The 18,339-nt window shown below is 69.7% G+C and carries 14 protein-coding genes; 6 read left to right on the top strand and 8 right to left on the bottom strand.

Features of this window, described 5'->3' with window-relative positions; translation table 11 throughout:
- Positions 1-8: 8 nt before the first annotated feature.
- From ACFW9O_RS33490 to ACFW9O_RS33470, 5 genes are all read left to right on the top strand, one after another.
- The gene (locus tag ACFW9O_RS33490) at positions 9-1,121 is read left to right on the top strand and encodes a sugar ABC transporter substrate-binding protein (protein WP_384614593.1); all 1,113 of its coding nucleotides are present in this window, start codon (positions 9-11) and stop codon (positions 1,119-1,121) included.
- Between the two features lie 193 nt (positions 1,122-1,314).
- Positions 1,315-2,103, top strand: coding sequence for an ATP-binding cassette domain-containing protein (locus ACFW9O_RS33485; RefSeq protein WP_351179665.1), 789 nt, complete (start codon positions 1,315-1,317; stop codon positions 2,101-2,103).
- Positions 2,100-3,377, top strand: a complete 1,278-nt coding sequence (locus ACFW9O_RS33480) for a sugar ABC transporter permease (RefSeq protein WP_384614591.1) — start codon at positions 2,100-2,102, stop codon at positions 3,375-3,377. The genes ACFW9O_RS33485 and ACFW9O_RS33480 overlap by 4 nt, the downstream gene beginning before the upstream one ends.
- Positions 3,378-3,549: 172 nt before the next feature.
- Positions 3,550-5,463 (top strand): 1-deoxy-D-xylulose-5-phosphate synthase, encoded by a 1,914-nt coding sequence (gene dxs, locus ACFW9O_RS33475; protein WP_351179671.1) that lies wholly within the window; start codon positions 3,550-3,552, stop codon positions 5,461-5,463.
- 302 nt (positions 5,464-5,765) lie between these two features.
- The gene (locus ACFW9O_RS33470) at positions 5,766-7,235 is read left to right on the top strand and encodes an amino acid permease (RefSeq protein WP_384614609.1); all 1,470 of its coding nucleotides are present in this window, start codon (positions 5,766-5,768) and stop codon (positions 7,233-7,235) included.
- Positions 7,236-7,378: 143 nt separating this feature from the next.
- Here ACFW9O_RS33470 and ACFW9O_RS33465 read toward each other — a convergent pair whose 3' ends face one another.
- The 6 genes from ACFW9O_RS33465 to ACFW9O_RS33440 form a co-directional block, all read right to left on the bottom strand.
- Entirely contained in the window at positions 7,379-8,485 is a 1,107-nt protein-coding gene (locus tag ACFW9O_RS33465; protein ID WP_384614589.1) for an LCP family protein, read from the bottom strand.
- Between the two features lie 309 nt (positions 8,486-8,794).
- Complete coding sequence (locus ACFW9O_RS33460; protein ID WP_351180321.1) at positions 8,795-10,924, bottom strand: 3-hydroxyacyl-CoA dehydrogenase NAD-binding domain-containing protein; 2,130 nt, start codon at positions 10,922-10,924, stop codon at positions 8,795-8,797.
- Positions 10,921-12,141, bottom strand: coding sequence for an acetyl-CoA C-acyltransferase (locus ACFW9O_RS33455; RefSeq protein WP_351180318.1), 1,221 nt, complete (start codon positions 12,139-12,141; stop codon positions 10,921-10,923). The genes ACFW9O_RS33460 and ACFW9O_RS33455 overlap by 4 nt, the downstream gene beginning before the upstream one ends.
- A 362-nt stretch (positions 12,142-12,503) precedes the next feature.
- On the bottom strand, positions 12,504-13,784 hold the full coding sequence (locus ACFW9O_RS33450) for a ribonuclease D (RefSeq protein WP_351180316.1): 1,281 nt from the start codon (positions 13,782-13,784) through the stop codon (positions 12,504-12,506).
- Positions 13,785-13,896: 112 nt separating this feature from the next.
- On the bottom strand, positions 13,897-14,559 hold the full coding sequence (locus tag ACFW9O_RS33445) for a response regulator transcription factor (protein ID WP_351180313.1): 663 nt from the start codon (positions 14,557-14,559) through the stop codon (positions 13,897-13,899).
- A 218-nt stretch (positions 14,560-14,777) separates the two neighbouring features.
- Entirely contained in the window at positions 14,778-15,437 is a 660-nt protein-coding gene (locus ACFW9O_RS33440) for a DUF3000 domain-containing protein (RefSeq protein WP_384614586.1), read from the bottom strand.
- A gap of 89 nt (positions 15,438-15,526) precedes the next feature.
- Between ACFW9O_RS33440 and hemE the strand changes: the two genes are divergently transcribed.
- On the top strand, positions 15,527-16,597 hold the full coding sequence (gene hemE / locus ACFW9O_RS33435) for a uroporphyrinogen decarboxylase (protein WP_384614584.1): 1,071 nt from the start codon (positions 15,527-15,529) through the stop codon (positions 16,595-16,597).
- A gap of 1 nt (position 16,598) precedes the next feature.
- On the opposite strand, the gene ACFW9O_RS33430 is transcribed toward hemE, so the two are convergent.
- On the bottom strand, positions 16,599-16,841 hold the full coding sequence (locus ACFW9O_RS33430; RefSeq protein WP_384614582.1) for a hypothetical protein: 243 nt from the start codon (positions 16,839-16,841) through the stop codon (positions 16,599-16,601).
- A 66-nt stretch (positions 16,842-16,907) separates the two neighbouring features.
- Entirely contained in the window at positions 16,908-18,275 is a 1,368-nt protein-coding gene (locus tag ACFW9O_RS33425; RefSeq protein ID WP_384614581.1) for an FAD-dependent oxidoreductase, read from the bottom strand.
- Between the last annotated feature and the right edge of the window lie 64 nt (positions 18,276-18,339).

The raw sequence follows: 18,339 nt of genomic DNA, 5'->3' as shown, positions 1-18,339 counted from the left end.
GGTTCGAAATGAACACGCGTATGCGTCGTGCCGCCGTTGCCGTTGCCGCCACCACCATGGCCGTCTCGCTCGCTGCTTGCGGGAGTGCCAAGGAGTCCGGCGACAAGACGACCAACACGGAGTCGGGCAAGAAGGGTGACGCAATCAAGATCGGGCTGCTTCTGCCCGAGAACGTCACAGCCCGCTACGAGAAGTTCGACAAGCCGATCATCGAGAAGAAGGTCAGCGAGCTGACCAGTGGCAAGGGCGAGGTTGTCTACGCCAATGCCAAGCAGGACGCCACGCTGCAGGCGCAGCAGGTCGACACCATGATCACGAACAAGGTCGACGCGCTGATCGTCGACGCGGTCGACGCCAAGGCGATCGAGAACAGCGTGAAGAAGGCCAAGGACGCGGGCATCCCCGTCGTCGCCTTCGACCGCCTCGCCGAGGGCCCGATCGACGCCTACACCTCCTTCGACAACGAAGAGGTCGGCCGCGCGCAGGGCAAGGCCCTGCTGGAGGCCCTGGGCTCCGCGAGCAAGCCCACGATCGTGATGATGAACGGGTCGATCACCGACCCGAACGCCGCGCTCTTCAAGAAGGGCGCCAAGTCCGTCCTCGACGGCAAGGTGACGTACGGCAAGGAGTACGACACCAAGGAGTGGAAGCCGGAGAACGCCAACGCCAACATGGAGGGCGCGATCACGGCCCTCGGCAAGGACAAGATCGCCGGCGTCTACTCCGCCAACGACGGCATGGCGGGTGGCATCATCCAGGCCCTCAAGTCCGCCGGTCTCTCCAAGCTCCCGCCGGTCACCGGCCAGGACGCCGAACTCGCCGGTGTGCAGCGCATCGTCACCGGTGAGCAGTTCATGAGCGTCTACAAGCCGTACCCGCAGGAGGGTGTCGTCGCCGCGGAGATGGCCGTCGCGCTCGCCAAGGGCGAGAAGCTCGACACCATCGCCACGTCCAAGGTCGACAACGCCGGCACCAAGGGCATCGCCACCGTCCTCGTCCCGGTCGTCTCGCTGACCAAGGACAACATCAAGGACACCGTCCTCAAGGACGGCATCTACACGATCGACGAGATCTGCACGGCCAAGTACAAGGCCGCCTGCGACGCCGCCGGTCTGAAGTAGGCCCCACCGCGGGGCGCCTGCCACAGGCGCTCCGCGCGGCCTCCCCCGAAGCCTGTCCGGCGCCCCGCCCATCACATGTCCCGCTACCGGGCGGGGTGCCGGACGGAACACTTCCGCTGTTTTCATTCTTCTGCTCAACCACCGCGCCCCCTCGGGCGGCGCGGTACCCCCGCCGGGTCAGGCGGCGAAGGAGATGGTTCACGTGTCCGCTACGCCCGTGTTGGCGTTGCGAGGGGTCTCCAAGCGATTCGGTGCCGTCCAGGCGCTCACCGACGTAGAGCTTGAGGTCCACGCCGGTGAGGTGGTCGCCCTGGTGGGTGACAACGGAGCCGGAAAATCAACGCTGGTCAAGACGATCGCCGGGGTCCACCCGATCGATGACGGAGTCATCGAGTGGGACGGTCGGCAGGTTCAGATCAACAAGCCGCACGACGCCCAGAATCTCGGGATCGCGACCGTCTACCAGGACCTCGCGCTCTGCGACAACATCGACGTCGTCGGCAACCTCTACCTCGGCCGGGAGCTCCGCAAGTTCGGGATCCTCGACGAGGTCGAGATGGAGCGGCGCTCCCGCGAGCTCCTCAGCACGCTGTCGATCCGCATCCCCAGCGTCCGCATCCCGATCGCCTCGCTCTCCGGCGGTCAGCGACAGACCGTCGCCATCGCCCGCTCGATGCTGGGCGACCCCAAGCTCGTCATCCTGGACGAGCCCACCGCCGCCCTCGGCGTCGAGCAGACCGCACAGGTCCTCGACCTCGTCGAGCGGCTGCGCGAGCGCGGTCACGCGGTCATCCTCATCAGCCACAACATGGCCGATGTGAAGGCCGTCGCCGACAAGGTCGCCGTGCTCCGGCTGGGCCGGAACAACGGGGTCTTCGACGTGAAGACCACCTCGCAGGAAGAGATCATCTCCGCCATCACGGGTGCCACGGAGAACGCCGTGACCCGTCGTGCGGCGCGCAACGCGGAGGCCCAGAAGTGACCAGGCACACGACATCCACCCCAGTGGTCAACCCGGAGGCGGCCAAGGGCGCCGACACCGCGGTCGACCCCCGGCTCCTCGTGCGGGAGCAGGGCTTCGGCGGCTACCTCACCGAGTTCAAGCGCAAGATACGGGGTGGTGACCTCGGCTCGATCCCCGTGATCATCGGCCTGCTCATCATCTGCGTGGTCTTCCAGAGCCTGAACTCCGAGTTCCTCTCCGCGAAGAACATCAGCGACATCACCGTGACGATGGTGGCCACCGGCATGATGGCCGTCGGCATCATCTTCGTGCTGCTGCTCGGGGAGATCGACCTCTCGGTCGGCTCCGTCAGTGGTGTCTCGGGTGCCGTCGTCGCCGTGCTCAGCGTCACGCACGGTATGAACGAGTGGCTCGCCGTCCTCGTCGCGATCGTCAGCGGCGCGGTCATCGGCGCCGTCCACGGCTTCTTCTTCGCACGGATAGGCGCTCCCGCGTTCGCCGTCACCCTGGCCGGTCTGCTGTTCTGGCTGGGCTTCATGCTTCAGCTCCTCGGCGACACGGGCACGATCAACCTGGACAGCGACGGCGTCGTCGGCAAGCTGACCACGTACTACTTCGCGGACGTCGCCGCCGCCTACGGCCTCGCCGCCGTGGCGGTGATCGGCTACTTCCTCTCCGCGTTCCTGGACACCCGCCGTCGTGAGGCCGCGGGCGTCCCGTCGCGGCCGCTCGTCGACATCGTGGTCCGCACCGTCATCCTGGCGGCGTTCGCCTTCGGCGCGGCGTTCATGTTCAACCAGTACCGCGGTCTCCCGCTGGCCCTGGTCCTCTTCCTCGTCGTCCTGGTCGGTACGGACTTCGTCCTGCGCCGCACCGCCTACGGGCGGAAGATCTTCGCGCTCGGCGGCAGCGTCGAGGCGTCCCGCCGCGCCGGTATCAACGTCACCGCCATCCGCGTCTCGGTCTTCGCCATCGCCGGCACCTTCGCGGCGATCGGGGGCCTGTTCTGGGCCTCCAAGATCGCGGCGGCCAACCAGGGCTCCGGGGGCGGCGACCTCCTGATGAACGTCATCGCCGCGGCCGTCATCGGCGGCACCAGCCTCTTCGGAGGCCGGGGCCGCACCTGGAACGCGCTCCTCGGTGTCATGGTGATCGTCTCGATCCAGTACGGCCTCGCGCTGGAAGGCATCGCCACACCGATCAACTACATGATCACCGGCGCTGTTCTTCTCATCACGGTCGTCATCGACTCCATCACCCGCAAGACGCAGAAGACCGCAGGCCGCGCCTGACCGTCGTACCTGCACACCTGTGCCCGGCGTCCCCGTGACGCCGGGCACAGGCGCGTCCGTCGCGACGCGCCGCCGGGCGGACCAAAGCGCCGCCCGATGACGGATGCCGCCGACGGAACATTAGACTCATCGGATCGGCACGCTCGACCAGCTCAAACGCAAGGAGGCACGGGTGGACCTGCTGACCCGCATCGGGGGACCGCGCGACCTGGACCGGCTCAGCCTCGAGCAGCTGAACCAGCTCGCCGAGGAGATCCGTACCTTCCTCGTCGACGCGGTGTCCAAGACCGGAGGCCACCTCGGCCCGAACCTGGGTGTGGTCGAGCTGACCATCGCCCTGCACCGGGTGTTCGAGTCCCCGCAGGACAAGGTCCTCTTCGACACCGGCCACCAGAGCTACGTGCACAAGCTGCTCACCGGCCGGCAGGACTTCTCGAAACTCAAGAGCAAGGGCGGCCTCTCCGGATACCCGTCCCGCGCCGAGTCCGAGCACGACGTCATCGAGAACTCGCACGCCTCGACCGTCCTCGGCTGGGCCGACGGCCTCGCCAAGGCCAACGAGGTCCTGAAGAAGAACGACCACGTCGTCGCGGTCATCGGTGACGGCGCGCTCACCGGCGGTATGGCCTGGGAGGCGCTGAACAACATCGCCGCCGCCAAGGACCGCCCCCTCGTCATCGTCGTCAACGACAACGAGCGCTCCTACGCGCCGACCATCGGCGGCCTCGCGAACCATCTCGCCACCCTGCGCACGACCGACGGGTACGAGCGGTTCCTGGCCCGCGGCAAGGACCTCCTGGAGCGCACGCCGGTCGTCGGCAGGCCGCTGTACGAGACCCTGCACGGCGCCAAGAAGGGCCTCAAGGACTTCATCGCCCCGCAGGGCATGTTCGAGGACCTCGGCCTGAAGTACGTCGGCCCGATCGACGGCCACGACATCGAGGCCCTGGAGTCCGCGCTGACGCGTGCCAAGCGCTTCGGCGGCCCGGTCATCGTCCACTGCCTCACGGAGAAGGGCCGCGGCTACACCCCGGCCCTCCAGGACGAGGCCGACCGCTTCCACGCCGTCGGCAAGATCCACCCCGACACCGGCCTGCCCATCTCCACCTCCGGCCTCGACTGGACCTCGGTCTTCGGCGAGGAAATGGTCAAGCTCGGCCACGAGCGCGAGGACATCGTCGCGATCACCGCGGCCATGCTCCAGCCCGTGGGCCTCGGCAGGTTCGAGGAGGCCTTCCCGGACCGGATCTACGACGTCGGAATCGCCGAGCAGCACGGTGCAGTCTCCGCCGCCGGCCTCGCCACCGGTGGACTCCACCCCGTCTTCGCGGTCTACGCGACCTTCCTCAACCGCGCCTTCGACCAGGTCCTGATGGACGTCGCCCTGCACAAGTGCGGTGTGACCTTCGTCCTGGACCGCGCCGGAGTCACCGGTACGGACGGCGCCTCGCACAACGGCATGTGGGACATGTCGATCCTGCAGTGCGTGCCGACCCTCCGGATCGCCGCCCCGCGCGACGCCGACCAGGTCCGCGCCCAGCTGCGCGAGGCCGTCGACGTCGACGACGCGCCGACCGTCGTCCGCTTCTCCAAGGGTGCGGTCGGCCCGGCGGTCAAGGCCGTCGGCACGGTCGGCGGCATGGACGTGCTGCGTCACGCGGGCACGGACGCTCCGGACGTCCTCCTGGTCTCCGTCGGCGCGCTCGCCCCGATGTGCCTGGAGATCGCCGCGCTGCTGGACGCCCAGGGCATCTCCACGACGGTGGTCGACCCGCGCTGGGTCAAGCCCGTGGACGAGGCGCTCGCCCCGCTCGCCGCACAGCACCGCGTCGTCGTCACCGTCGAGGACAACAGCAGGGCGGGCGGCGTCGGCTCCGCCATCGCCCAGAACCTGCGGGACGCCGGGGTGGACGTACCCCTGCGCGACTTCGGAATCCCGCCGGTCTTCCTCGACCATGCCTCCCGCAAGGAGGTCATGGCGGAGATCGGCCTGACCGCACCGGACATCGCCCGTCAGGTCACCGGACTGGTCGCCAAGCTGGACGGCCGGTACGAGAGCCGGGCCGTGGAGCCCGTGCGCGACTGACCCGCGCCGGCCGGCACCGCGACCGCGCCCCCTCGCTCCGTACGGAGCGAGGGGGCGCGGTCATGTGGCCACCGGGAGGTGAGGGAGCGTCCCGTGGGCGCTTTCACCCTGCGGGCGCGCGCGGGTGCCGTGTGGGCCCGCGGTACTCCGTTCGGCCGAGAGAACTTCCCTCTCCCGTGCCCCATCGGGTGAATCGCCCCCTTCAGCCTCCCCTCAGCCGCGCGTCGTCTCGATCATGACCGTGATTCGGGTAGCGCGAGGACGCGGCGACGGACGATCACGGAGGCAGACCGGTGAACACACTGTTTCGGACGAAGACGGTCGAACAGTCGATCAGGGACACGGAGGAACCGGACCACGCGCTCAAGAAGTCCCTCTCCGCGCTGGACCTCACGGTCTTCGGAGTGGGTGTCATCATCGGCACCGGGATCTTCGTCCTCACGGGCAAGGTCGCCAAGGAGACGGCGGGCCCCGCGACCGCTCTCGCCTTCGTGGCCGCCGGTATCGTCTGCGCCCTGGCCGCACTCTGCTACGCCGAGTTCGCCTCCACCGTTCCCGTGGCGGGATCCGCGTACACCTTCGCGTACGCCTCCCTCGGCGAACTCGTCGCCTGGATCATCGGCTGGGACCTGGTACTCGAATTCGCCCTGGGCACGGCGGTGGTGGCGGTCGGCTGGTCCGGCTACGTCCGCTCGCTCATGGACAACGTCAACTGGACGATGCCCGAGGCGCTCTCCGGTCCCGACGCCACGGACGGATTCGGCTTCGACATCCTGGCCTTCGCCCTCGTCCTGATCCTGACGGTCATCCTGGTGCTCGGGATGAAGCTCTCCGCCCGGGTGACGACGGTCGTGGTCGCCATCAAGCTGGCCGTGGTCGGCATCGTGATCGTGGCGGGCCTGTTCTTCATCAAGTCGGCCAACTACTCGCCGTTCATCCCCGACGCGCAGCCGCAGGAATCCGGTTCGGGCCTGGACGCCCCGCTGATCCAGCTGATGTTCGGCTACGAACCGACGAACTTCGGCATCATGGGCATCTTCACCGCCGCCTCCGTCGTCTTCTTCGCCTTCATCGGCTTCGACGTCGTGGCCACCGCGGCCGAGGAGACCAAGGTCCCCCAGCGGGACATGCCGCGCGGCATCCTGGCCTCGCTCCTCATCTGCACGCTTCTGTACGTCGCCGTGTCGCTCGTGGTCACCGGCATGCAGCACTACTCCGAACTCTCCGTCAGCGCCCCGCTCGCGGACGCCTTCAAGGCCGTCGGCCACCCCTTCTACGCGGGCGTCATCAGCTTCGGCGCCGCGGTCGGACTCACCACGGTCTGCATGATCCTGCTCCTCGGCCAGACCCGGGTGTTCTTCGCGATGAGCCGCGACGGGCTGCTCCCGCGGTTCTTCTCGGTGACGCACCCGCGATTCGGCACCCCGTACCGCCCGACCATCCTGCTCGGCGTGATCATCGCGATCGTGGCGGGATTCACGAGCATCAACGAGCTCGCGACCCTGGTGAACATCGGCACGCTGTTCGCCTTCGTGGTCGTCGCCCTCGGCGTGATCGTCCTGCGCCGCACCCGCCCCGACCTGCACCGCGCCTTCCGCACCCCCTGGGTGCCTGTGCTCCCGATCGTCTCCGTCGCCGCCTCGGTGTGGCTGATGCTCAACCTTCCGGCCGAGACGTGGCTCCGGTTCGCGATCTGGATGGTGATCGGAGTGGCCGTCTACTTCCTGTACGGGCGCCGGCACAGCCGTATGCAGAAGGACAACATCTCCTGACCCTGTCCGCCCCCACAGGACGCGGCAGCGGCCGCAGTCGTACGCGGACCCGTACACGGGTCCCTCACGACTGCGGCCGCCGCTGTTCCGGAACCGGCCGGACCGGACCACGGCCGGACCCAGCCATCGAGGACGAGGCGGGATCAGCCGCCGGTCGCCGGGGACTTCTTGGCGGACTCGGGGATCGTGCCGTCCTGGCGGATCGCCTTCCAGAGTTCGCCGGCCTGCGGCTCCGAGGCCACCACGCGGTTCGGGTCCTGCTTGTCGTAGGCCACCGGCAGCATGATGGTCTCCATGGAACCGGGGTCGACACCGTTCATCGACTGGGCGAACTCGCTGAGCGAGGTCAGGGAGGCGAGCTCCTCGTCCGTCGTGAGCGACTTGGTGGCCGAGTTGGCGATCCTGTACGCGGTCGTCGGACTGCCGAGCAGGTCCTGAGACTTGATCTCGGTCAGCAGCGCGAGCAGGAACTGCTGCTGGAGCCCGATCCGTCCCAGGTCGCTGCCGTCACCGATGCCGTACCGGGTCCGGACGTAGGCGAGGGATTCGGTGCCGTTGAGCTTGTGCGAACCGGCGGCCAGGTCGAGACCGGAGGCCTTGTCCCGGATCGGTTCCTCGACCTCGACGGTGACGCCGCCGATCGCGTCGACCAGATCCTTGAACCCGGCGAAGTTGATCTCCAGGTAGTGGTCGATCCGGACCCCGGACATCTTCTCCACGGTCTTGACCACACAGGCCGGACCGACCTGGGAATACACGGAGTTGAACATCACGCGCTCGGCGGACGGCATCTTCGAACCGTCGGCCTTGCTGCACTCCGGACGGGTCACCAGCGTGTCGCGCGGGATGGACACGGCGACGGCCTCGGTCCGGCCCTCGGGTATGTGCACGACCATCGCGGTGTCGGACCGGGCGCCGCCGACGCTGCCGCCCCCGCCCAGCTCCTTGTTCTCCGCCCCGGCCCTCGAGTCCGATCCCAGCACCAGCAGGTTCTGCCCGGTGGTGGGGAGCTTCTCGGGGCGGTCCTTCTCGTCGAGCGCCTTGTTGATCTCGACGCCCTTGATGTTGCCGTCGAGACTGCTGTACATCCAGTAGACCGTGCCGCCTCCGGCGAGCAGCAGGACGAGCAGGACGCCAAGAGTGATCTTGAGGCCGCGGTGGCGCTTGCGTTCCTTCTTGCGGCCTCGGCCTCCCGTTGGTGAAGCCGAGGAACCGTTGCGAGGGCCGGGTGTGCTCTGGTCGTGGCTCATCGTGCTCGAGTCCTCAAATCTCGTTGCCCGTTGCGGGCAGGGGAGTACGGGGGACCCGGGTGGGGGGCTTTGCCGGTCCGTAAGAAAGTTCGACTGACCAAGCACTATAGAACAGACGGGCGTTGGAACGTATGAACCAAGTGAACATGGGGCGGATGCGGCGGGTGAGGTGTCGAACGACTTCGCCCCACCGGCCTGGTCGATGTCGGAGAGTGTGCCGGGGCGAGGCCTCGCACCCCACTCCGCACGCACGGACGGGCCGCACAGGAAAAGATCCCTGTGCGGCCCGTCCGTCCGAGAAACGCGCGGTTACGCCGGAACGCTCGCCACGCCCTGCGCCAGGAACTTCTTGCCCGTGACCCGCTCGGAGACGCCCTCGCGGTCCAGGTACGGCGTGATACCGCCCAGGTGGAAGGGCCAGCCCGCGCCGGTGATCAGGCAGAGGTCGATGTCCTGGGCCTCGGCGACGACGCCCTCGTCCAGCATCAGACCGATCTCCTGCGCCACCGCGTCCAGGACGCGGTCGCGGACCTGCTCCTCGGACAGGACGGTGTCGCCCTGCTTGAGGAGGGCGGCGACCTCCGGGTCCAGCTCCGGCTTGCCGGAGTCGTAGACGTAGAAGCCGCGCTTGCCGGCCTTGACCACCGCGGCCAGGTTCTCGGAGACGGTGAAGCGCTCCGGGAAGGCGCGGTTCAGGGTCTCGGAGACGTGCAGACCGATCGCCGGGCCGACCAGCTCCAGCAGCACCAGCGGGGACATCGGCAGACCGAGGGGCTCGATGGCCTTCTCCGCGGTCTCGACCGAGGTGCCCTCGTCGATGATGTTCTGGATCTCGCCCATGAAACGGGTGAGGATGCGGTTGACGACGAACGCCGGGGCGTCCTTCACCAGGACCGCGGTCTTCTTCAGCTTGCGGGCGACGCCGAACGCCGTCGCCAGCGAGGCGTCGTCGGTCTGCTCGCCGCGGACGATTTCCAGCAGCGGGAGGATCGCGACCGGGTTGAAGAAGTGGAAGCCGACGACCCGCTCCGGGTTCTTCAGCTTCGACGCCATCTCGGTGACCGACAGCGAGGAGGTGTTGGTGGCGAGGATCGCGTGCGCCGGGGCGACCGCCTCGACCTCCGCGAACACCTGCTGCTTGACGCCGATCTCCTCGAAGACGGCCTCGATGATGAAGTCGGCGTCGGAGAAGCCCTCGGCCTTGTCCAGCACACCGGAGACCAGGCCCTTGTAACGGTTGGCCTTGTCCTGGTTGATACGGCGCTTGCCGAGCAGCTTGTCGATCTCGGCGTGGACGTAGCCCACACCCTTGTCGACGCGTGCCTGGTCGATGTCCGTGAGGACGACCGGCACCTCGAGGCGGCGAAGGAAGAGCAGGGCGAGCTGCGAGGCCATCAGGCCCGCGCCCACCACGCCGACCTTGGTGACCGGACGGGCCAGGGCCTTGTCCGGGGCGCCGGCCGGGCGCTTGGCGCGCTTCTGGACCAGGTTGAAGGAGTAGATCCCGGAGCGCAGCTCGCCGCCCATGATCAGGTCCGCGAGGGCCTGGTCCTCGGCGTCGAAGCCGGCGCTCAGGTCGCCGTCCTTGGCCGCGGCGATGATCTCCAGCGCGCGGTACGCGGCCGGGGCCGCACCGTGCACCTTGGAGTCGGCGATGGCCCTGCCGCGGGCGACGGCCTGGTCCCAGGCCTCCCCGCGGTCGATCTCCGGGCGCTCCACCGTCAGCGAGCCGTTCAGCACGGACGCGGTCCAGATCAGCGACTGCTCCAGGAAGTCCGCGCCCTCGAAGAGTGCGTCGGCGATCCCGAGCTCGAAGACCTGCTTGCCCTTGAGCTGGCGGTTCTGGTTCAGCGAGTTCTCGATGATCACCGAGACCGCGCGGTCGGCGCCGATCAGGTTGGGAAGCAGCGCGCAGCCGCCCCAGCCGGGGACCAGGCCGAGGAAGACCTCGGGCAGCGAGAACGCGGGCAGGGCCTTGGAGACGGTGCGGTACGAGCAGTGCAGACCGACCTCGACACCGCCGCCCATGGCCGCGCCGTTGTAGTACGCGAACGTGGGCACCGCGAGGCCGGACAGCCGGCGGAAGACGTCGTGGCCGCCCTTGCCGATGGCCAGAGCGTCCTTGTGCTCCTTGAGCAGCTCGACACCCTTGAGGTCGGCGCCGACCGCGAAGATGAACGGCTTGCCGGTGATGCCGATACCGGTGATCGTGCCCTCGGCGGCCTCCTTCTCGACCTGGTCGATGGCGGCGTTCAGGTTCGCCAGCGACTGCGGTCCGAAGGTGGTCGGCTTGGTGTGGTCCAGGCCGTTGTCCAGCGTGATGAGGGCGAAGTTGCCCGCACCGGCCGGAAGTTCCAGGTGGCGTACGTGCGCCTGGGTGACGACCTCGCCGGGGAACAGCTCGGCCGCACCCTTCAGAAGCTCAGTGGTGGAGCTCACTTGTTGCCTCCGTTGAAGTTCGGGTTCTCCCAGACGACCGTCGCGCCCATGCCGAAGCCGACGCACATGGTCGTCAGGCCGTAGCGGACCTCCGGCTGCTCCTCGAACTGGCGGGCCAGCTGAGTCATCAGGCGGACGCCGGAGGAGGCCAGCGGGTGGCCGTAGGCGATCGCGCCGCCGTACTGGTTGACGCGCGCGTCGTCGTCGGCGATGCCGTAGTGCTCAAGGAAGGCGAGCACCTGCACGGCGAAGGCCTCGTTGATCTCGAAGAGACCGATGTCGGAGATGGAGAGGCCCGCCTTGGACAGGGCCTTCTCGGTCGCCGGGATCGGGCCGTAGCCCATGACCTCCGGCTCGACGCCCGCGAAGGCGTACGACACGAGGCGCATCTTGACCGGGAGGCCCAGCTCGCGGGCGACGTCCTCGGCCGCGAGCAGCGAGGCGGTGGCGCCGTCGTTGAGACCCGCGGCGTTACCGGCCGTCACGCGGCCGTGGGCGCGGAACGGGGTCTTCAGACCGGCCAGGGACTCCATCGTGGTGCCCGGACGCATCGGCTCGTCGGCGGTGACCAGGCCCCAGCCCGTCTCGCCCGCCTCGGCGTTGGTGCGGCGCACGGAGACCGGCACCAGGTCCTGCTGGATCTTGCCGTTGGCGTACGCCTTCGCGGCCTTCTCCTGCGAACGCACCGCGTACTCGTCGGCGCGCTGCTTGGTGATCGTGGGGTACCTGTCGTGCAGGTTCTCCGCGGTCATGCCCATGAACAGGGCGGACTCGTCGACCAGCTTCTCCGACACGAAGCGCGGGTTCGGGTCCACGCCCTCGCCCATCGGGTGGCGGCCCATGTGCTCGACACCACCGGCGACGACGACGTCGTACGCGCCGAACGCGATGGAACCGGCCGTCGCGGTGACGGCGGTCAGGGCGCCCGCACACATGCGGTCGATCGAGTAACCGGGGACCGACTGCGGCAGACCGGCCAGGATTCCGGCGGTGCGGCCGAGGGTGAGGCCCTGGTCGCCGATCTGCGTGGTCGCGGCGATGGCGACCTCGTCGATCTTGGCGGGGTCCAGGTCCGGGTTGCGGCGCAGCAGCTCCCGGATGGCCTTCACGACGAGATCGTCGGCGCGGGTCTCGTGGTAGATGCCCTTCGGGCCCGCTTTGCCGAACGGGGTGCGGACGCCGTCGACGAAGACGACGTCCCGGATGGTACGAGGCACGGTGGCTCTCCTCCAGGGTGCGGGATGGCACTGCTGCGGGGCGCGCCAGGAGCGCGCCACCACCCTCATGCTACTTGCGGGTAACCAGACTGCCCAGTCCCCACGGCCGGAGCGGCGAAGGTCACACGCGGGAAGTGGGCGGACCGCCTACGGCGGACGGGTGCGTGGGGCGCTGTACGACCGCGATCCGGGCCGCGAACGTGGCGTGAATTCGCTCCTCGTCACGTGCGATCCCGCCGCCTGCGCGGGGTGCACGGTCACCGGGACGCCCGTGGTCCCAGTAGTCCCCGAAGCCGGCGTGATCAAACAGAACACCCCCGGCCCGGAGGCCAGGGGTGTCCAGGAGTGCAAGGGGTGAGCGGTCAGGCGCTCGCGCCGGTGCCCAGGGCACGCAGGAGCAGCGGGCCGACCTGCTCGATCTGCCAGTGCCTCGCGCCGTGCCCGGAGAGGGCGCTCTCGACCGTGTCCGGGGTCAGGTTCCTGGGCGGCTCCCAGCAGACCCTGCGCACGGTGTCCGGGGTGATCAGGTTCTCCTGAGGCATGTGCAGCCGCTCGGCGAGCTCCGACACGGCGGTGCGGGCCGCGGACAGCCGGGCCGCGGCGGCCGGGTCCTTGTCCGCCCAGGAACGGGGCGGCGGCGGTCCTGCGGGCTGCTGGCCGGGCTGCGGGAGCTCGGAGTCGGGCAGTTCCTTGGCCCGGTCCACGGCCGCCTGCCACTGCTCCAGCTGACGGCGGCCCATGCGGTGGCCGAAGCCGGGCAGCGCGGTCAGGGCCTGCACGTTGACCGGCATGGCGAGGGCCGCCTCGACGATCGCGGCGTCACCGAGCACTTTGCCGGGGGAGATGTCACGGCGCTGAGCGACCTCGTCGCGGGCCGTCCACAGCTCCCTTACGACCGCGATCTGACGGCGTCGGCGCACCTTGTGCATGCCTGAGGTGCGGCGCCACGGGTCCTTGCGCGGGGGTGCGGGCGGCGCCGAGGCGATCGCGTCGAACTCCTCCCGCGCCCACTCCAGCTTGCCCTGCCGGTCCAGCTCCTCCTCCAGGGCGTCACGCAGGTCGACCAGCAGTTCGACATCGAGCGCGGCGTAGCGCAGCCACGGGTCGGGCAGCGGGCGGGTGGACCAGTCGACCGCGGAGTGGCCCTTCTCCAGGGCGTAACCGAGCACGTTCTCGACTATGGCGCCGAGGCCGACCCGCGGGAATCCCGCCAGGCGTCCGGCGAGCTCGGTGTCGAAGAGCGAGGTGGGGACCATGCCTATGTCGCGCAGACAGGGCAGGTCCTGGGTGGCGGCGTGCAGGATCCACTCGGTGCCGGTGAGGGCCTCGCCGAGGCCCGACAGGTCCGGGCAGCCCACCGGGTCGATCAGCGCGCTTCCCGCACCCTCGCGGCGCAGCTGTACGAGGTAGGCGCGCTGCCCGTAGCGATAGCCGGACGCACGCTCGGCGTCGACGGCGACGGGGCCGGTGCCCGCGGCGAAGGCCGCGATGACCTCGGCCAGCGCGTCGTCGGTCGCCACCACCGGGGGAATGCCCTCGCGCGGTTCGAGCAAGGGGATCGGCGCCGGGGCGACGTCGTCCGGGGGGGCGCCCCCGGTGGTTCGCAGTGAGGTGTCTGCTGCGGTCTCTTGGGCGTCGGTCACATGCCAAGGGTATCTGTGTATGTACAGCGCCCGCCGACGGAACCTTCCGTCGACGGGCGATGATGCACGTAAACCGGCCTGGTACGCATCTGTGCGCACCGCGGGACCGGGGTCAGTGGATGATGCCCGTCCGCAGGGCGACGGCGACCATTCCCGCTCGGTCTCCGGTGCCGAGCTTGCGGGCGATGCGGGCGAGGTGGCTCTTGACGGTGAGGGCGGAGAGACCCATCGAGACGCCGATGGCCTTGTTGGACTGGCCTTCGGCGACCAGGCGGAGTACCTCCACCTCACGGCCGGACAGTTCGCGGTAGCCGCCCGGGTGGCTCGGGGAACCGGGGGGCCGACGGTGCATACGGGCGGCGTTGGCGCCGATCGGGGCGACGCCGGGGCGGGTGGGGTGACCGATGTTGGTGCGGGTACCGGTGACGACGTAGCCCTTCACGCCGCCCGCGAGGGCGTTGCGAACGGCGCCGATGTCATCGGCGGCGGAGAGGGCGAGGCCGTTCGGCCAGCCGGCGGCTCGGGTCTCGGACAGCAGGGTCAGCCCGGAACCGTCGGGCAGGTGGACGTCGGCAACGCAGATGTCGCGGGGGTTGCTGACGCGGGGGCGGGCCTCCGCGATGGACGACGCCTCGATGACGTCACGTACTCCGAGTGCCCACAGATGGCGGGTGACGGTGGAACGGACGCGCGGGTCGGCCACGACGACCATGGCCGTCGGCTTGTTCGGGCGGTAGGCGACCAGGCTTGCGGGCTGCTCGAGGAGAACGGACACCAGGCCTCCTGGGGAGTGGCGGGACGGGCCGGCTCGGGGATGAAGCCGGGGCGAACCGTGCTTGAAGGGTCATTGACCTCTTCGGCAGCAGACCCGTCCTCCTTTAGAGGAAGATCACGATTTGATGAGTAACAATTCGGGCAAATAGGACGCGCGATCGATTGTACGAAAAGAGAGCCGGTCTCTGAGCGACCGGCTCTCCCTGGGGTGACGCGGTGTTACGACACCTGTGGACCGCGCCGCTGGGGCAGGGTCACCACCGCCGCGTCGGACGTTCCCGACGGCGGCAGGCCGGCGATCTGGCAGAGCAGATCACCCCACGCGACCAGGTGGCCGGCCACGTCCGGCACCCCGCCGCGCCCCTCGCGCGGCGTCCAGGAAGCCCGGATCTCGATCTGGGTCGCCGGACGGCGCTCGGCCAGCGCGCCGAAGTAGTGCGATCCGGCGCGGGTCACCGTGCCGCCCGCTTCGCCGTACGACAGGCCGCGCGCGTCCAGCGCACCCGTCAGCCAGGACCAGCACACCTCGGGAAGCAGCGGATCGGCCGCCATCTCAGGTTCCAGTTCCGCCCGTACGAGCGTCACCAGACGGAAGGTGCCCTGCCAGGCGTCGTGCCCGGACGGATCGTGCAGCAGCACGAGGCGGCCGTCGGCCAGATCGTCCTCTCCGTCGACGACCGCGGCCTCCAGTGCGTACGCGTGCGGGGCGAGCCGCTGGGGCGGTCGTGTCGGCTCGACCTCCAGTTCGGGTCGCAGACGCGTGGAGCGGAGCGCATCGACAGCCGCCCGGAACGCGGGTGGGACGGAATCACCCTCCGCACTCTTCTTGGTGTCAGCGCCATCGGAATGATCGGAGAATTGTCCCTGAGCCGGAGCCATGCGGGGAAGAGTAGGCGGAACCGGAGCCTCGCGCAGGGAGGGACACCCGGCCGGGGCGGCTCCGTACCGCTTCATGCGAAGATTCTGGTGTGAGTGCCAACGAAGGCCCCTCGGGCCCGCAGACGACATCCGCCACCCATGAGTCGGCGTTCCTCAAGGCGTGCCGACGCGAGCCCGTACCGCACACGCCGGTCTGGTTCATGCGCCAGGCGGGGCGTTCGCTGCCCGAGTACCTGAAGGTCCGTGAGGGCATCGCGATGCTCGACTCCTGCATGATGCCGGAGCTGGTCACGGAGATCACGCTCCAGCCCGTGCGCCGTCACAAGGTCGACGCCGCCATCTACTTCAGCGACATCGTCGTCCCGCTCAAGGCCATCGGCATCGATCTCGACATCAAGCCCGGCATCGGCCCGGTGATCGCCGAGCCCATCCGGACCCGCGCCGATCTTGCCCGGCTGCGCGACCTCACGCCCGAGGACGTCTCGTACGTCACCGAGGCGATCGGCATGCTCACGGCCGAACTGGGTGCCACGCCGCTCATCGGTTTCGCCGGTGCGCCGTTCACTCTCGCGAGTTACCTCGTCGAGGGCGGTCCGTCGCGGAACCACGAGCGCACCAAGGCCATGATGTACGGCGACCCGGAGCTCTGGGCCGATCTGCTCGACCGGCTCGCGGAGATCACCGGTGCGTTCCTGAAGGTCCAGATCGAGGCGGGCGCCTCGGCGGTCCAGCTCTTCGACTCCTGGGTCGGGGCGCTCGCACCCGCCGACTACCGCCGCTCCGTCATGCCGGCCTCCGCGAAGGTGTTCGACGCCGTCGCCGGATACGGCGTCCCCCGCATCCACTTCGGCGTCGGCACCGGCGAACTGCTCGGACTGATGGGTGAGGCGGGCGCGGACGTCGTGGGCGTCGACTGGCGCGTGCCGATGGACGAGGGCGCGCGGCGGGTCGGCCCCGGCAAGGCACTGCAGGGCAACCTCGACCCGGCGGTGCTGTTCGCGCCGACGGCGACGGTGGAGGCGAAGACCCGCGAGGTGCTCGACGCCGCCGCCGGTCTCGACGGCCATGTCTTCAACCTGGGCCACGGAGTCATGCCGACGACCGACCCGGACGCGCTGACGCGGCTCGTGGCGTACGTGCACGAGCAGACGGCACGCTGACTCAGACGCGGTGCTGCTCCGGGTCCCAGACCCGGGCGCAGGACCGGCACTCCAGCATTCCGTTGAGCCGGTCCTCGGAGACGACCGTCCTCACCCGGAAGCCGCTGCCGCAGCTCGGGCAGTTGCGGCCCGAGCGGTTGACCCAGCGGGCCGGGAGGCGCGGGCGGCTGCTGCTCAGGAGGACGCCGAGGCCCACGCAGGCGGCAGCGCCCAACAGCAGGATGGACAGGCCGAGTACGGACATCAGGGGGCTCCTCGCGTTCGAACTGAAGGCATCCTACGAGGGGACGCGGCCGGGGCCGTCCGCGGTTCAGGCCGTTCCCGCCTTCCGCACCGCGGTCACCGCCTTGCGGGCAGCCACCAGCACCGGGTCCCAGACCGGTGAGAACGGCGGGGCGTAGCCGAGGTCGAGCGCCGTCATGGCCTCCACCGTCATACCGGCGGTCAGCGCCACCGCCGCGACGTCCACGCGCTTGGCCGCCCCGTCGCGGCCGACGATCTGCACCCCCAGGAGCCGGCCGGTGCGGTACTCCGCGAGCATCTTCACCGTCATCGGCTGCGCTCCCGGGTAGTAGCCCGCCCGGCCCGTCGACTCGATCGTCGCGGTGACGTAGCGCAGCCCGACCGCGCGCGCGTCCTTCTCGCGCAGCCCGGTCCGGGCGATCTCCAGGTCGCAGACCTTGCTCACCGCCGTACCGACGACGCCGGGGAACGTGCCGTAGCCGCCGCCCACGTTGGAACCGATGATCTGGCCGTGCTTGTTGGCGTGGGTGCCCAGGGCGATGTGCCGGGTGCGGCCGGCCACCAGGTCGAGCACCTCGACGCAGTCGCCGCCGGCCCAGATGTTGTCGTGGCCGACGACCCGCATGGACAGATCCGTCAGCAGCCCTCCGTGCGGACCGACCGGCAGACCGGCGGCGCGGGCCAGCGCGGTCTCCGGCTCGACGCCGATGCCGAGCACCACCACGTCCGCGGGGTAGGTGCCGTCCTCCGTCGCGACCGCCGTGACACGGCCGTCCTCGCCGGTGAGGATCCGGGTGACGGCCGCGCCGTTGACGGTGGTGATGCCCAGGCCGTCCATCGCGTCGTGGACGAGGCGGCCCATGTCCGGGTCGAGCGTGGCCATGGGCTGTGCGCCACGGTTGAGCACCGTCACCTCGAAGCCGCGCTTCAGCATCGCCTCGGCCATCTCGACGCCGATGTACCCCGCGCCGACCACGACGGCCCGGCGCCCCGGGGCCCGGTCCAGCGAGTCCAGGAGAGCCTGTCCGTCGTCGAGCGTCTGCACCCCGTGCACTCCGGGAGCGTCCATGCCCGGGAGCCCGGGCCGCACGGGCCGCGCTCCGGTCGCGATCACCAGCTTGTCGAAGCCGGTCCAGTACGTCTCGCCGCTCTCGCGGTCCAGGGCACGCACACGTCGGCCGGCGACGTCGATCTCCGTCACCTCGGTGCGGGTGCGCAGATCGATCGAGCGGGCCCGGTGCTCCTCGGGCGTACGGGCGATGAGGTCGTCGCGCTTGTCGACGTCGCCGCCGACCCAGTACGGGATGCCGCAGGCGGAGTAGGAGGTGAAGTGGCCGCGCTCGAAGGCGACGATGCCCAGTTCGTCCGGCCCCTTGAGCCTGCGGGCCTGGGGCCCGGCCGGGGTGGCCCCCCCCTGGCCCCCCCGAGACCCCAATGGCGAGCCCGCCCACGCCGGGGCCCCCCCGCGGGGGGGGGGGGGGCCCCCCCACCGGGGGCGA

This window comes from Streptomyces sp. NPDC059499, assembly GCF_042749285.1.
In the GTDB taxonomy this organism is placed as follows: Bacteria; Actinomycetota; Actinomycetes; order Streptomycetales; family Streptomycetaceae; genus Streptomyces.
This window is presented reverse-complemented; position numbering and strand designations above follow the sequence as displayed.